At 73.6% G+C, this 15,217-nt stretch carries 14 protein-coding genes; 5 read left to right on the plus strand and 9 right to left on the minus strand.

All coding sequences use genetic code 11. The features are described from left to right. Positions 1-94: 94 nt before the first annotated feature. From OG406_RS22775 to OG406_RS22800, 6 genes are all read right to left on the minus strand, one after another. Positions 95-541: a profilin gene (locus OG406_RS22775; protein WP_267051113.1), complete on the minus strand. Its 447-nt coding sequence runs from the start codon at positions 539-541 to the stop codon at positions 95-97. Between the two features lie 64 nt (positions 542-605). Beyond that, positions 606-2,315, minus strand: coding sequence for a HoxN/HupN/NixA family nickel/cobalt transporter (locus tag OG406_RS22780; RefSeq protein WP_329187467.1), 1,710 nt, complete (start codon positions 2,313-2,315; stop codon positions 606-608). Beyond that, the gene (locus OG406_RS22785) at positions 2,312-3,643 is read right to left on the minus strand and encodes a tetratricopeptide repeat protein (protein ID WP_329187469.1); all 1,332 of its coding nucleotides are present in this window, start codon (positions 3,641-3,643) and stop codon (positions 2,312-2,314) included. The genes OG406_RS22780 and OG406_RS22785 overlap by 4 nt, the downstream gene beginning before the upstream one ends. A gap of 79 nt (positions 3,644-3,722) precedes the next feature. Further along, on the minus strand, positions 3,723-5,285 hold the full coding sequence (locus OG406_RS22790) for a DUF4331 domain-containing protein (RefSeq protein ID WP_329187471.1): 1,563 nt from the start codon (positions 5,283-5,285) through the stop codon (positions 3,723-3,725). 937 nt (positions 5,286-6,222) lie between these two features. Continuing rightward, positions 6,223-7,656 (minus strand): flotillin family protein, encoded by a 1,434-nt coding sequence (locus tag OG406_RS22795; RefSeq protein ID WP_164371550.1) that lies wholly within the window; start codon positions 7,654-7,656, stop codon positions 6,223-6,225. Between the two features lie 99 nt (positions 7,657-7,755). After that, the gene (locus OG406_RS22800; protein ID WP_329187473.1) at positions 7,756-8,271 is read right to left on the minus strand and encodes a hypothetical protein; all 516 of its coding nucleotides are present in this window, start codon (positions 8,269-8,271) and stop codon (positions 7,756-7,758) included. Positions 8,272-8,481: 210 nt separating this feature from the next. Here OG406_RS22800 and OG406_RS22805 point away from each other — a divergent pair, with 210 nt between their 5' ends. Next, entirely contained in the window at positions 8,482-8,907 is a 426-nt protein-coding gene (locus OG406_RS22805; protein ID WP_329187475.1) for an SRPBCC family protein, read from the plus strand. A 140-nt stretch (positions 8,908-9,047) separates the two neighbouring features. Here OG406_RS22805 and OG406_RS22810 read toward each other — a convergent pair whose 3' ends face one another. Then, complete coding sequence (locus tag OG406_RS22810) at positions 9,048-10,262, minus strand: flavin-containing monooxygenase (RefSeq protein ID WP_329187477.1); 1,215 nt, start codon at positions 10,260-10,262, stop codon at positions 9,048-9,050. Between the two features lie 427 nt (positions 10,263-10,689). On the opposite strand from OG406_RS22810, the gene OG406_RS22815 reads away from it, so the two are divergent. The 4 genes from OG406_RS22815 to OG406_RS22830 all read left to right on the plus strand — a co-directional run bounded on the left by OG406_RS22815 (position 10,690) and on the right by OG406_RS22830 (position 13,247). After that, positions 10,690-11,142: a DoxX family protein gene (locus OG406_RS22815; protein WP_081217843.1), complete on the plus strand. Its 453-nt coding sequence runs from the start codon at positions 10,690-10,692 to the stop codon at positions 11,140-11,142. A gap of 8 nt (positions 11,143-11,150) precedes the next feature. After that, positions 11,151-11,597, plus strand: coding sequence for a Zn-ribbon domain-containing OB-fold protein (locus tag OG406_RS22820; protein WP_329187479.1), 447 nt, complete (start codon positions 11,151-11,153; stop codon positions 11,595-11,597). A 31-nt stretch (positions 11,598-11,628) separates the two neighbouring features. After that, complete coding sequence (locus OG406_RS22825) at positions 11,629-12,234, plus strand: GNAT family N-acetyltransferase (protein WP_164371554.1); 606 nt, start codon at positions 11,629-11,631, stop codon at positions 12,232-12,234. Positions 12,235-12,338: 104 nt separating this feature from the next. Next, positions 12,339-13,247, plus strand: coding sequence for a GNAT family N-acetyltransferase (locus OG406_RS22830; RefSeq protein WP_329187482.1), 909 nt, complete (start codon positions 12,339-12,341; stop codon positions 13,245-13,247). Between the two features lie 27 nt (positions 13,248-13,274). Here the strand turns inward: OG406_RS22830 and OG406_RS22835 are convergent, their stop codons facing one another. Together OG406_RS22835 and OG406_RS22840 are read right to left on the minus strand one after the other, a co-directional pair. After that, positions 13,275-13,931 (minus strand): pyridoxine/pyridoxamine 5'-phosphate oxidase, encoded by a 657-nt coding sequence (locus OG406_RS22835; protein ID WP_329187484.1) that lies wholly within the window; start codon positions 13,929-13,931, stop codon positions 13,275-13,277. A gap of 66 nt (positions 13,932-13,997) precedes the next feature. Beyond that, complete coding sequence (locus OG406_RS22840; protein ID WP_164371557.1) at positions 13,998-15,191, minus strand: thiolase C-terminal domain-containing protein; 1,194 nt, start codon at positions 15,189-15,191, stop codon at positions 13,998-14,000. Positions 15,192-15,217: the final 26 nt, after the last annotated feature.

Here is a 15,217-nt window from a genome sequence, read left to right on the forward strand (position 1 = left end):
GTGTGACAGCCAACTGATAACTGACGCACTGTCAGATTACGTAACTGACGCCGTGTCAGGAATAGTTGTGCAGGCAAAGGCTAAGGAGCGCGGATCAGTCGGGAGTTCCCGGCCGGCCGTTCCCGCGGGGATCCCCGTCGCCCGGGTGCGGTCGGTCGTGTTGTTCCCCCAGGTGGCCGGCGAGCCGCTCCACGGCGCTCGTGGCCGCCCCGGGGGTGATGGTGTTCGTGTAGACGCCGACGACGATCGCGCCGCCGGCCCGGGCCGCGACCACGCCGTCAGGGCCCTTCCTGCCGTGGAGGGACCGGGCGTCCGCCTTGATCGTCAGATGGGTCCCGCCGTTGACGCCGATCCCCGAGGCGAAGGCGGACGCCGGGTCCTCGAAGCCGTTGAGCAGGGTCTCCCGCTCGGCGTCCGAGACCGTGAAGCCCGGGGTGGCGGCCCGGATCGACCACGCGGCGCGGTCCGTCCCGAGGATGGCTCCCTGCGTCAGACCGGCTCCGAGGAGGTCCCTGTCCACGTACGACTGCCACGTATCCATAGGTCTCCTTGTGAACGGGCCGGGACGCGCGGCGACGACCGGCGTCCCGTCACCCCGCGCGGGGTCAGGCGGAGACCGCGCGCAGGGTGAGGCCGAAGCCGACGATCACGACCAGGAGAGCGGTCGCCGCCGGGCCGAGGCGGGTGAGCGCGCGGACGGCGCGGTGGCGGCTGCCGGACGGGGACTTCAGACGGCTTTCGAGACGTTCGCGCAGTCGCACGAGGAGGAGGCCGACGAGGGTGAGGGTCGCGGCCATGCCGAGGCCGTAGGCGAAGACCAGGAGCACGCCGAAGGCGGTCCGGCCGAGGGCGACGGCGCCGAGCAGGACGACGAGGGCGGACGGGCTGGGGACGAGGCCGCCCGCGATGCCCATCCCGATGAGGCCGCCCCGTCCGGTGCGACGCGCGGCGGCGGGGTGGTGGGCCGTGCCGGAGGACGGGGTGGCCTCCGGTTCGACGAGCGTGGCCACCCCCGTGCCCGCCGGCCGCGGCGCGCGACGCCGGGGGATCCTGGGGAGCCGTGTTCCGAGGCCGTCGGTGGGGGAGGGGCGACCGTGGTCGTGGTCGTCGCCGGGGGACCCGTGATCGTCGTGACCGTGACCATGACCGTCGTGGCTGTGGCTGTGGCCGTGGCCGTGGTGGTGACCGCCGGTCGCGTCGCCGTGGTGGTGATGGCCGTGGGCCGCGCCGTGATGGTGGTGGTGACCGTGCCGGGGCTTGTCGCGGAGGGCGGAGGTGAGGAGCCACAGTCCGATGCCGGTGACGATCAGACCGCTCGCCCCTCCGAGCACGTTCAGGACGGTCTCACCGGCCAGATGCGTGGCGGCCGGGAGGGCCAGGCCCAGGACGAGCACGCCCGCGGTGTGGGTCAGGGTGACGGTGGCGCCGACGGTGACCGCGTCCCGTCGGGTTCCGCGGCGGCCCGCGAGGTACGAGGCCATGATCGTCTTGCCGTGCCCCGGCAGGACGGCGTGCGAGGCGCCGAGCACGAACGCCAGCAGCAGGGCCAGCAGCCCGACGGGGACGGTGAGTTCGCGGCTGCCGACCAGCGAGTCGAAGACGGACGAGGTCGCCCCGAGGGCCTGGCCGAACCAGCCGGTTCCCGGCAGGACGGTGCTGCCGGGGCCCGCGGCGGTGCTCTCGCCGGGGGTGGTGCGCATCCGGGCGGTGCGCTGGTCGAGCGGAGCGGCCGCCGGGTCGCGGGGGTAGTGGCGCAGTTCGTCGGTCGGGGAGACGGCGGGCAGACCGGTGCCGGTGGCCCGGACGCCGTGGCCCCGGACGGTCATCTCGCGCCAGCCGATGCGCCGGCTGTCGTAGGCGGTGCGGACGTCGACGTCGGTGGGGCGGGAGAGATCGGCGGCCGTGGTGAAGGCGCAGGTGAGACGGCTGGTCCTGAGGCCGGCCTCGCCGGGTTCGTACGTCATCCCGGCGGAGACCCTTCCCCAGCGGACGGGGGTTCCCGCCACGGAGGTGTGGAGCTGCCGGCCGAGCGACGTGCAGGAGGCCTCGGCGTACGAGCGTCTCTCGCCGGGGGAGACGGCGCCGTCGTGGTCGGCGTCGACCTCGGCGCGTTCCTGGAGCGTCGAGATCTCCGCGCGGTCGACGACCACCTCGGCGTCGAGACGGTCGGGGCGCAGGCTGAGCCCCGTGTGGTAGTTGACGGTGAAGTTGCCCAGGGGGTGGGCCGGCGCGGCGCTCGCCGAAGGGAGACCGCCCGCGCTCGCCAGGGCGACAAGGGCTGCTGTGAGCGCGGCGCGCCGCAGGGTGTGGGTCATGGAGTCTCGTCGATCCGCTGGAGCAGGGCACGCGCGGTGGCCGCGTGCAGGGGATGGAAGCGCGGTTCGGTGCGCAGGGCCGCTTCGAGGTCCGAGCGGGCCGCGGTGTCGTCGCCGAGGGCGTGCCGGACGACCCCGCGGTGGTACCGGAAGAGCGCGCTGCGGGTGCCGAGGGCGAGAGCCTGATCGGCCTGTCGGAGTGCTTCCCGGTCACGGCCCGCCCGGTGCAGGGCCCAGGCGTACGCGTCGTGCACCGCGATGAACGGCCGTGTCCGCAGGGCCTCCTGAGCCATCGCGACGGCGCGTGCGGGGCTGCCGTGGTCGGCTTCGAAGAGGATCGCGTCCGTGTCGGCGGGGGTGCGGCCGGTCCGGCGGACGGTCTCCTGCCCGCGCAGGACGGCGTACTGGGCCTCGGCCTGTTCCCGGTGCCCGAGCGACTGCTCGAGTTCGCCGAGTCCGAGGAGGTAGTGCGGGAGCGGGGCGACGGCGATCGCGGCACGGTAGTCGGCGACGGCCCGCCGTGTCTGCCCGAGGGCCGCCCGGGCACGCGCGCGGGCTTCGAGGAGGGCCGAGTCGCCCGGCGCGTTCCGCAGCCCCGTCTCGGCCTCCCGCAGTGCCCCGCGGGTGTCGCCGGTCTGCAGGGCCAGCCCGGACAGGACGCTGTGGGCGAAGGAGCGTTCACCGGTGGTCGAGGCGGCGTCCAGCGACCGCCGCATGAGGGCGGCGGCCTCGTCGGTCCTGCCGCGCAGCTCGAAGGTGTACGAGGCGCGGGCGAGGGCGGGCGCGTCGGGGCGCAGGTCGTTCATGCGCTGGACGGCCCGGTAGGAGGCGGGGTACCGGCCGAGCTGTGTGTAGGCGTCGGCGAGGACTCCTTGGGCGACGGAGCTGTACGGGTCCGTCGTGGTGGCCCGCCGGGCCCAGTCGAGCGCGGTGGGGAAGTCGTGGCGGGCCGCCGCGAGGGCGCCCATGCCGATCTGCGCGCCGGTGTTGTCGTCGCGCCGCACGGCCAACGAGCGCCGCAGGGCCTTCTCGGCGCGCTCGTAGGTCGCCGGGTCGGCGGTGGTGCGGGCCTGCTGGACGTAGGACATGCCCAGGGCCGCCCACGCGTCCGCGTCCTGCGGCATCTTGCGCACCCGGGCCTGGAGGGCGCCGAGCGAGCCCCTGGCCGGTGCGGCGTGCGGGCCGGACCGCGCGGTGGTGCTTCCGTCCGGGGCCAGTCCGATGGCGCCGGCGGTGAACAGGGCCGCGCCGAGCGTCAGTGCGACGACGGCGCTGCGGACCCGGCTGCCGGACCGTGCCGGGCCGGGGGTGGAGGTGTGGTCGTGCATGAGGGCTCCCTGCTGATGAGCCGGTGCCCGGCCCGCGTGGCGGGACGGGCACCGGCGAGATGCCTCGTGTCGGGAGGCGTCAGCTGGTCTTGTTCCGGCGACGCAGTCGCCAGCCGCCGACGCCCAGCATCAGGGAGCCCAGAACGCCGGCACCGGCCGCGCTGGGGGTCTTCAGCGACGACTGCCGCGTCTCGCTGCCACCGGGGCCGCTGTTCACGGACTTGGTGTGCGGAAGCGCCAGGTAGGGGAACGACGAGCCGAACGGCACCTCGTTGGCGTTCACCTTGTCCCCGTCGGCCAGCGCGGGGACGAGCGTCCCGGTCTGGGCCGCGCCCTCGACGGCCTGCAGCGAGATGTCGATGACGTCGTCGGTGAGGCGACGGCCGTTGGGGAAGCCGGCCAGGTCACCCGCGAGGACCCCGTACCGCTGGGGGTTCGCGGTGGCGGGCACGCCCATGTTCAGGCGCAGTTCCTCGGCGGGCACGATCCGCCGCGGGCTCGCGTCCTTGTTCAGCCGGTGCGCGTTGAGGTCGGCCTTGATCGGGCCGCACGCCTTGCAGATGCCGGTCAGGTAGATCTCGGCGAGGTCGTTGCGGGGCGTGGCGGGCGCCGGGATCCCGTAGACCTTCTGGATCAGCTTCGGCAGGATCGGGTCGTAGACCTTGTCCACGACCGGCTTGACGGTGCGGTCCTGGTCAGGGTTGAGGGTGTTGAAGGCGTCCTTGTACTTCAGCGGGACGACGACCTCGTTGACCAGCGGGTTGCCCAGGCGGGAGACCTGGCGCCACTTGTCGTGATGGCGGCGGGAGTCGGAGATCTGCACGCCCTTGCGGTCGGTCGTGGACCAGACGCCGATCACCGGGTTGCGGGAGCTGTTGCCCCGGAGGGCGAGGTCCTTCTTGGGGATCTGCAGGGCGACGGAGTTCACGTTGTACCCGGCCAGGGTGTCCTGGCCGCGCTCGGACAGGTTGCCGCCGTAGAGGAGGTCGAAGACCCGCAGGTCCGCGAAGAACGGGTCGTCGGCCTGGCCGGCGAACGTCTTGCCGCCGCCGGCGAGCGGGCTGACCGCCTGGTTCCGCAGCGTGCCGTAGTTCGGCATGGAGGCCGGACCCACCCGCGACGGCGCCACCGGCACGTTGGACTTGATGGTCCGGCTCCGGCCGTTCTTGGTGAGGACCAGGTCGTAGACCTGGCGGAAGTTCAGGTCCGGGTCGTTCAGCGAGGTGACCTGGCCGGTGTTGTACAGGAACTGGTTGGCCGCGTCCCGGACCTGGTTGCGGAAGTGCCAGGTGTAGGTGACGTCGGCCTTGCCGTCACCGTCGTTGTCGATCTTGATGTTGTAGCGGGCGTCGTCCGCGAAGGCGTAGAAGTTCGGGCCGCCGTTGGGCTCCTCGAACGGGATCCAGTTCGCGACGAAGGTGACGCTGTCGGACTTGTCGCGGCTGGTGAACGCGTAGACGTCGGTGTTGTCGGCGCGGGGGTCGCCGGCGATGAGCGGCGCCTCACGGTGGCTGGACGCCTCACTGACGCCGGGCGCCAGGCTCAGGATGCTCACCGCGCACGCCAGGGCGCCGGTGCCGAGCACGAGCAGGGAGTGGTCCAGGACGCGTCGCGAACGCGGCCCGGTGGTCGTTGCCTTCACAGAGTTCCTTCCGGACACAAGCCCCCGCCTCCCGCCGTGCGGCGGAACGGGGGTCATGGGTGAGGTGGCACTGACGGTCGGCACCGCGGCGAGAGAACTCGCACTGTCCAGGACGGCAGGAAAGGCAACGGGGACTGCCGGCCGGGGACACACCACCACGCATCGCTGCGCAAGCCGCAGATAAGCACGCCGAGCGCCCCGGAAGTTCGCGCCGCCCTGCCCGACATCGCGTCACCCGCGCCGCTCCCACAGAGAATTCACAGGTGGGAGCGGTGTCGGCAGGCCGGGAACCGTCCGGGATTCCGATGCCGACACGGGGGCGGCCCTTAGGCCGTTCGGGGAGGCGCGCCGTTGTTGCCATCGATGCGCAAGTGGCGTGCGGGGCGGGTCGGTTGCAGCGGGGAAGGCGCCCCGGCGGGCGAGAACCGGCCGCTCAGGACGCGGCGGAGTCCTTCCGCGTGACGGAGCGCGGCGGAGTCCTTGCGCGCGTCGGATCGCGGCGGAGTGCTTGCGCGCGTCGGATCGCGGTGGGGACGTTGCGGGTGGCGGTGCCGATTCCGCCACCCGCACGAGTCCCCGTGAACGCGGCCCCGGCCCGGGCGGCGTACTGCGCCGCCCGGGCCGGGACCACGGGGACCGTCCGGTCCGCGCCACCCCGTCAGCGGCGTCGGGCCGGAGATCTCGGGCCTTCACCGGAGATACCGACGTGCGGCGTGCGAAGTCTGGGCACGGCCGACGGGCCCCACCTTCGACGGGCCCTCATCGATGACTCCGGTACGGCACGCGCCGGGGATTGGCCGGAGACCCGTGATTCCCCCGTTCGGACGACAGCCCACCGTCCGACCTGCGCGGGGACCCCGACCTGCGCGGGGACCCGGGGAACGCGACGGGCCCGGGCGGCTCGGCAGCCGCCCGGGCCCGTGACGTCCTGGCCGCGTCAGCCGGCGATCTCGATCCTGCCGTTCGCCTCGGCGGACGCCGTGTTCGCGGGCTGCTCGCCGTCCGTCCGCCGGGTGATGCCCTTGAGCAGCGCGGCCAGGTCGACCCCGGTGGTGGAGTTGAGGAGTTCCATGCCCTGGGCGACGTTGTCGGCGACCGTGCGGGAGAGCTGCGAGGCGCCGTCGGTCGAGATGACCGTCATCTTGTCGATGGCGCTCAGCGGCTCGGAGGCCTTGGCGACGACCTGCGGCAGCACCTCGACCAGCATCTGCAGCACGGCCGCGTCACCGTACTGGGCGAAGGCGTCGGCCTTCTTGCGCATCGCCTCGGCCTCGGCGGCCCCCTTGGCGCCGATCGCGGCGGCCTCGGCCTCGCCCTCGATCCGGACCGCGTCGGCGAGCGCGGCGCGGTGCGCCTTCTCGCCCTCACCCGTCAGCCGGGAGCGCTGGGCGTCCGCCTCGGCCTGCTTGACCAGGGCGATGCGGCGGGCCTCGGCCTCCTGCTCCGCCTGGTAGCGGGCGGCGTCGGCGGGCTTGCGGACCTTGGTGTCCAGCTCGCGGTCGGTCAGGGCGGCCTGACGCTCGGCCACCTTCTCCTGCTCGCCGAGCACCTCCTGGCGGCGCGCCGCCTCGGCCAGCGGGCCCGCGGCCGCGGCCCGCGCGGAGGCCTCGTCCGTCTCCGCCTTGATCTCCGCCTGCTTCAGCGCGAACGTCCGCTGCGCGACCGCGATCTCCTCCTCCGCCTTCAGCCGGGCCTGCTCGGCGGCGCGGCGGGCCACGGCCTCGGCGATGTCGGCCTCCTGCCGGGCGCGCGCGGCCTCCGGGCGGCCGAGGTCCTCCAGATAGGAGCCCTCGGTGGTGATGTCCTGGATCTGGAAGGCGTCCAGCACCAGGCCCTGCCCCGACAGGCTGGCCTCGGCCTCCTCGGCGACCTGCCCGGCGAACGCGGCCCGGTCACGGATGATGTCCTCCACCGACATCCGGCCGACGATCGCGCGCAGCGCACCCGACAGCACTTCCTGGGTGAAGCCGACGATCCCGTCCTGCTGCATCAGGAACCGCTGCGCGGCCGCGCGGATCGAGTCCTCGGTGCCGCCGACCTTGACGATGGCGACGCCTTCGAGGTGGGCCTTGACGCCGCGCAGGGTGACCGCGCCCCGCACCGCGACGGGGATGTGCCGGGAGGACAGGTCGAGGGTGAACTTCTGCTGCACGAACGGCACGACGAACACGCCGCCGCCCACCACGACCTTCTGCCCGCTGTTGTCGGTGAAGATCCGGCCGGTCTCCGGGTCCGTGGACTTCTTGCCGCGCCGGCCGGTGACGATGAACGCCTCGCTCGGACCCGCCACCTTGTAGCGGGTGACGACGACCAGCGCGAGGAGGACGAGGAGCACGACGGCTCCGACGACGGCGATCGCTACTGAACTCATGATGTTCCCCTCAGCCCCCCACGGGACGGCAGATCGGTACAGAACGTGCGGAAAACGGGTGTGCGGGCGCCGCGCGCCCGGTCGGAGCGGGGCGGTCGCTCAGCGTTCGACGGGGCGGACGGCGACGGCTGTCTGCGACAGCGCCGCCTCCACCCAGACCTCGGCGCCCCGGGCGACGGGCACCCGGCTTCGGGCCGCGAGCTTCACCGGCTGCCCGGCCAGGCGCACCAGCACCTCGCCGTAGCCGTCGGCCGGGATGGCGGTCACCACCGAGCCGGCGGCGCCGATCACGTCGTCACCGCGCGGTGCCGCGCCCGACCCGTCACGCATCAGGGCACGGCTGAGGCGGTACGCCGGCCAGCCCGTCGCGCCCCCGGCCGGCACGCCGATCGCGACGGCTCCCACCGCGCCCCAGCCGGTCGTCCCCAGCGCGATGGCGCCGGCGAAGCCGAACATGGACAGGAACCCGGCGATCACCGGGAGCGACAGCAGCCCGTCGAGGAAGCCGTCGCCGAGGCCGACGGCGTCGAAGAGGCCCTCCAGGACACCGTCGAGGACCAGGGACAGGACGAGGAGCACGATCCCCGCGCCACCGAAACCAAGGAACCAGGCCACGCGTCCTCACCGCCCTCCGTTGCCGCATCCGCCGCGACGGACGCATCGTCACACGGCGGCGACGGCCGGATCACTGCCTGGTTCCGGCAATCCTTTACCTGGATTTGGTGCCGGTCTCCGCACAGCCCGGTCCGCATGCGTGGTCCCGGTGCGGGTACTCGGAACCGCCGGAACGCTCCGTCCGGAGCCCGGAATCTGTGAGGAGTCGCCTTGTCCGCCTCTCTGGTCGAAACCGTCGATGTCCAGGCCCCCGTCTCCGTCTCCTGGGCACTGTGGAGCGACGTCACCCGGTGGCCGGCCTTCCTGAGTCACGTGCGCCGGGTCGACAGGCTGGACGGACAGCGCTTCGCCTGGCAGCTCCAACTGCCGGGCGCCGACAAGAACTTCGTCGCGGAGCTCACCGAGGTGATCCCGGAGGACCGCATCGCCTGGCACACCGTGGAGGGCGTCGAACACGCCGGAGTGGTCACCTTCCACCGGCTGACCGACACGACCAGCCGCGTCACCGTGCAGATCGAGTACGACCCCAAGGGCTTCGTCGAGCGGCTCGGCGCGCTCACGAACCTCGACTCGACGCTCGCCAACTACGACCTCGGCGAGTTCCAGAAGCTGGCGGAACTGACGGCGGCCTCCTGACCGGGGCCGCATGACAGCGGCGCCCCGCCCGTGCACGGGGCGGGGCGCCGCGGGCCGTCGCAGCGCGGCCGGCTCCTCCTCCGCGACGCGTTCGCCGGAGGCGACGGCGCCTTCCATGAAGGGCGGAGAAGGGGAGCGGTTCAGCTCGTGGTGGCCGCGGTGTCCCGGCGGGCGGAACGGGTGTGCCGGGCGACCGCCTTCGCGATCTTCTCGGCGTCCAGGGCGAGTTCGCGGAACATGCCGCTGATCGGGTTGGTGAACCCGGTGAAGTACAGGCCGGGCGCGTTCTTCGGGGTGCGCGCGCCGTGCACGGCCGGACGGCCACGGCCGTCGAGCACGCCGAGGTGCCCGACGAGACCCTCCAGGGCGCGGTCGTAGCCGGTCGCGGCGATCACGGTGTCCGGGCCGATCCGGTCGCCGTCCGCGAGGACCACCTTGCCGTCCTCGAATCCCTCCACCGCGGCCACGACCTCGACCTTCCCCTTGCGGACGGCGTCGATGAGGCCGACGTCCTGCACGGGGATGGACCCCTCGTTGACCCGGGAGTAGAGCCCGGTGCCGGGCCGGGGCAGGCCCTGCGCGGCCAGGTCGGGCACGCTCAGCTTCGCCATCGGTCCGGCGAGCGCGTCCACCAGACGGACCGGGAGGCGCCGTACGGCGATCCCCGTGAACTGCGCCGCCCAGCCGGCCGTGGAGCGCCGGACGATGTGCGGCGCGGTGCGCACCGAGAGCCGTACGCGCGCGGCCCCGCCCTCGACGAGGTCCACGGCGATCTCGGCACCCGTGTTGCCCACGCCGACGACGAGGACGTCGCGGCCGGTGTGTGGCGCGGGGTTGCGGTACTCGCCGGCGTGCAGCAGCTCACCGGTGTACGTGTCGCGGCCGGGCCAGTCGGGGATGCGCGGGGTGTGGTTGTAGCCGGTCGCCACGACCACGGCGCTGCCGGTCAGCTCCCGCCCGCCGGTGGCGTGCAGCAGCCAGCCGTCGCCGCCCGGGGCGGGCTCGACGCGCGAGACCTCGACGCCGGTGACGATCTCCAACTGGTGGTGCTCGGCGTACTTCTCCAGGTAGCGCACCACGTTGTCGCGTGACACCCAGCGTCCGAACCTGCGCGGCATCGGGAGTCCCGGAAGCGCCGAGAGGCGCCGGGTGGTGTGCAGGTGGAGCCGGTCGTAGTGCCGCCGCCAGGAAGCCCCGACCTGGTCCGACTTCTCCAGCACGACGGCCCGTACACCCCGGGCGCGCAGCGCGTGCGCCGCGGCGAGTCCGCCGGGGCCGCCCCCGATCACGTACACGGGGCGGTCCTCGTGGGACGGCACCGGGCGGGATGTCGTGGAAGCAGTCGAGTCGGCCATGTGCGCGAGCGTAATCACGACTTCGGTTGATAGGTCTCGGTCAAGACCGGAATCGGTTGCGAACTGATCACGGCTGGTGGAGGAGGGGTGCGGCCGGTGGCGTAGGTCACCTCATCGGGGTGGAGGAGGGCGGGAAGGGGGTGATCGTGGCAGGTGGGGGGTGGGTCCACGGGTCGGCCGGGGGGCGAGGGGCTGTGGCGTCCGAGGCCCCTTCGCCGGAGCGCGGGTGCGTCGCGCGCGGGTGACTCCGCACGGGCGGCCAACCGTGCGGCCCAACTCGCCCCGCCCACACGGGCGTCCACGCCCGACCCGCAAGGGCGTCCACGCCCCACCCCTTGCGCGCGCCCACCCGGAGCATCGAAACTGACGTACCGTCAGATAAGGCTTCGGCCGGCTGCACCCACGGCGTTCCCCGGGAGGTTGCTCCATGGACACGATCTGGCTCGGCGGTGCGGAGTGGCTGGCCGTGCTGCGGATCGGCCTCGGACTGTGGTGGCTGGAGAGCTGGCGGCACAAGGACAAGAAGGGCTGGTTCGAGCGGGGGACCGGGATCGCGTGGGCGGCGGACGTCGCGCACAAGCACCGGTGGGGAGCGGTGCGTTCGGGCTTCGACACCGTCGTCGCCCCGCGCCCGCGAGCGATGGCGTACGTCGTCGTGTACGCCGAACTGGCCCTCGGGCTCGGCCTGGTGGCCGGATTCCTCACCCCCGTCGCCCTGATCGCCGGCCTGCTCCTCAACCTCCTCTACTTCACGCTGATGATCCACGACTGGGCGGAGCAGGGGCAGAACGCGATGATGGCGCTGATCTCGGCCGTCGCGCTGTTCGGGATGGCCTGGCAGACCTGGTCGCTGGACGACGCGCTCGGACTGTTCCGGTGAGCGGAGCGGTGGGCGGAGCAGTGGGCGGGCCGGGGACGGAGCACGGCCTCGACGTGCCGGACGTGGACGCGTTCACCCGCCCCTACTGGGACGCCGCGGCCGAGGGACGGCTGCTGATCCGGCACTGCGCGGCCTGCGACCGCGTCCACCACTACCCCCGGGAGTTCTGCCCGCTCTGCTGGAGCGAGGACGTGGGCTGGCGGCCCGCGAGTGGCCGGGCCACGCTCTACACCTGGTCCGTCGTCCACCGGAACGACCTGCCGCCGTTCGGGAGCCGTGTGCCGTACGTCGCCGCCGTCGTCGACCTGGCGGAGGGGCCCCGGATGATGACCGAGGTCGTCGGATGCGAGCAGGCGGAGCTGCGGATCGGGATGGATCTGGAGGTCGCGTTCCGGTCCGGGATCCCCGTCTTCCGGCCGGCCGGGGCGGGCGGGCCGGGACGGCCCCGGACGTGACCCCGGTGGCCGAAGGGGTTTCAATGGCTGGATGGCCGAGGTCCACGAACAGTTCGCCGTCCACCCGTTTCCCGAGCTGAACGGGCTCGGTCTTCGGCTGCGCCCCTGGGACGCGGAGTCGGACGCCGACGTCTCGGCGTTTCTGCGCGGGCTGACCGATCCGGAGTTCCAGCGCTGGAACACCCCGCTCCGGTTCGTCCGGGACATCGACGGCGCCCGGGAGGCACTGCGGTCCCGGATCGCGAGCGCCACGAACGGCACCAACGTCTCGTTCTGCGTCACGGACGCGGAGAGCGGCGAGATCCTGGGCCACATCGGCGTCAACGAGATCGACCACGTCATGAGCTGCGCCCGCGTCGGCTACTGGGTCCTCCCGGACGCGCGGGGCCGCCGGGTCGCCACCCGCGCCCTGACCCTCGCCGCCCGCCACGGCTTCGACGACCTCGCCCTGAACCGCCTGGAACTCGGCCACGCCCTGGGCCACGAGGTCTCCTGCCACGTCGCCGAACGCTGCGGCTTCCGAGCCGAGGGAACCCTGCGCGGCGCCATGTTCGAGGCAGGCCGCCACGACGCGTTCCGCGACGTCCACCTGCACGGCCGCGTCACGGAGGACCCGGAGCCGGCGGCCGGGGGGTGAGGCCGGCCGGCGGCCTCCCGGAGACCGGCGGGAGCGGGCCCCGGGGGCGGACGACCGCCGAAAAACCCGAGGCGTCCGGCCGCGGGCTCACGGGATCATCGCGTATGACATCCGTGGCGTACGACTGGCAGCTCACCCGCGACCTCGACGAGTTCCTCGGCCGGGCCGGGGACTTCCTGCGGTCGAGGCCCGCGCGGCACACGGTGCCGCTGACGGTGACGGACGCCCTGCGCAGGCGGGGGATGGGCGGGTACGGCGAGGACCCGCCGCTCTTCGGCGTGCTGGAGCGGGGCGGTGCCGTTCGTGGGGCGTTCTTCCGTACGCCGCCGTACCGGCTGAACCTCACGGCCGTGGACGAGCGGGACGCGGACGCCCTCGCCGCGCAGCTCGCGGACTTGGACGGCGCGCTGCCCGGCGTCATGGCGGAGCCGGACACGGGCGGCGCCTTCGCCGAGGCCTGGCGGCGGCGCACGGGGGCCACAGCGGTACGGGACCGCAGCGAACGGCTGTACCGGCTCGCGGACCTGACGCCTCCCGGCCCCGTGCCCGCCGGGCGGGCCAGGGTGGCGAACGCAGCCGACCGGGGGCTGCTCGCCCGCTGGTACCGGGACTTCGCCGACGCCATCGGCGGGACCGCGCAGCGCGACGGAGGGAAGTGGGCCGACGACCGGATCTCCTACGGCGGTGTCTCCCTCTGGGAGACGCCCGACGGCACCCCGGTCGCGATGGCGGGCGCGACACCCCCGGTCGCCGGCCAGGTGCGTGTCGGCCCCGTCTACACCCCGGCCTCCCTGCGCGGCCGCGGCTACGCCGGTGCCGTCACCGTCGAGGTGAGCCGGGCCGCGCGGGCGGCCGGAGCCCAGGAGGTCCTGCTCTTCGCCGACCTCGCCCATGCCACGAGCAACGGCCTCTACCGGCGTATCGGCTACCGCCCGGTCGCGGACTTCGCCGACTACGCCTTCACGGGAGGCCGGGGACGGGACAGCGGGACCGCCGGCGCGGGCCGGAGCTAGCGCGGCCCAGGGGTCGCCCCGGGGGTCTCAGGGCCACAGCAGGTCCGTTGCCCAGCCCTCGGGCGTGCGGTGGTAGGTGAGGCGTACGTGGCGGCGGCGGGGGTCGCCCTGGAAGAACTCCGCCTCCGTGGGGTGGAGGCGGTAGAGGGTCCAGGTGGGTGCCGGGGTGTCCGGGGATCGCTCGGCCTGCTGCCAGGCCGCGTCCGACGCGCGGTCCAGGTCCGCCAGGGAGGGCAGGACGTCGCTCTGCCGGCCCACCAGGGCCGCGGCCAGCGCGCCCGTGGAGCGGGCGTGCAGGTCCGCCCGGCTCTCCTCGGCCGAGGCGACGGTGACCGGGCCCCGGAGCCGGACCTGGCGCCCCTGCGCCGGCCAGTAGAAGCCGAGGGCCGCGTGCGGGTGGGCGGCGAGCTGGCGGCCCTTGCGGCTGGTCACGTGGGTGGCGAACGCCCAGCCCCGGTCGTCCGCGCCGTGCAGCATCACCGTGCGGACGTCGGGCAGCCCGTCCTCGTCCGCCGTGGCCAGCGACATCGTGTGCGGCTCGGTCTGCCCCGCGGCCGCGGCCTCCGCGAGCCACCGGGCGAACAGGGTCAGCGGGTCCGCCGGTGCGCTCTCCGGCTCGAAGCCCGGCAGCTCCGTGTCCCACACCCGCAGCGATCTCAGCAGCTCATGAAGATCCGGTTCCATGCCGTCGAGTATCGCCCCGGAGCGCGGACGCCCGCCGTCGCCGGACGGACGGCCGCACACGCCGTCTCACCCCCGGCCCAGCACCACCGTGCCCGACGAGCAGAACCAGCCGCCCGTCCCCGACGCCACCGCCAACTGCGGAAGAGTGCCGTCGGCCCGGCGCACCTGGCGGGCCTCCGGTACCTCGCCGCGCAGTTGCCGTACGGCCTCCACCAGGAGGAACAGGCCCCGCATGCCCGGGTGCTGGGCCGACAGCCCGCCCCCGTCGGTGTTCACCGGCAGTTCCCCGCCGACCAGGAGCCGCCCCTTCGCCGCCTCCACGAACGCGCCTCCCTCGCCCTTCGCGCAGAAGCCGAGGTCCTCCAGCGTCACCAGGGTCATGTAGGTGAAGGCGTCGTAGATCTCCGCGACGTCGATCTCCTCGGGCCGCACCCCGGCGCGCTCGAAGGCGAGCCGGCCGCTCACCGCCGCCGGGGACACGGTGAAGTCCGCCCACTCCGACATGCTCGTGTGCGAGACGTGCTCCCCCGCGCCGAGCACCCACACCGGCGCCGTACGGCAGTCGCGTACGTACTCCTCGGCCGCCAGCAGCACCGCCGCGCCCCCGTCGGAGCGCAGACAGCAGTGCAGCTTGGTGAAGGGGTCCGCGATCATCGGCCCCGACAGGACGTCGTCGACGGTGACGGGGGAGCGGAACATCGCCTCCGGGTTGTGGGCGGCGTTCGCGCGGGCCTGGACGGCGACCGAGGCGAGCTGTTCGAGCGTTGTGCCGTAGGTGTGCATGTGACGGCGGGCGGCCATCGCGTACTTGGCGATCAGGGTGTGCCCGTACGGGACCTCGAACTGGAGCGGTCCCCGGGCGCCGAACGACAGGTTCCCGGTGCGCCGCCCCGCCTTGATGTCGGCGCGGGCGGTGGAGCCGTAGACGAGCAGGACCGCGTTGGCGTGGCCCGCCGCGATGGCCTCGGCCGCGTGGGCCGCCATGACCTCCCAGGTGGACCCGCCGACGGAGGTCGAGTCGATCCAGGTCGGCCGCAGCCCCAGGTACTCGGCCACCTCGGCGGGGGCGAGGGTGCCGAGGCCCGCCGACGCCAGCCCGTCGATCACCGAGCGGTCCAGGCCCGAGTCGGCGAGCGCGCGCCGGGCCGCCTGGGCGTGCAGCGCGTAGGGAGTCGCCTCGTCCACGCGACCGCAGTCGGAGAGGGATATGCCGACGACGGCGACCTTGCGACCGCTCCGGCCCGGGGTGGCATGCGTCATGAATCTGACGGTACATCAGATAACCG

The organism is Streptomyces sp. NBC_01428, assembly GCF_036231965.1.
Taxonomy (GTDB): domain Bacteria; phylum Actinomycetota; class Actinomycetes; order Streptomycetales; family Streptomycetaceae; genus Streptomyces.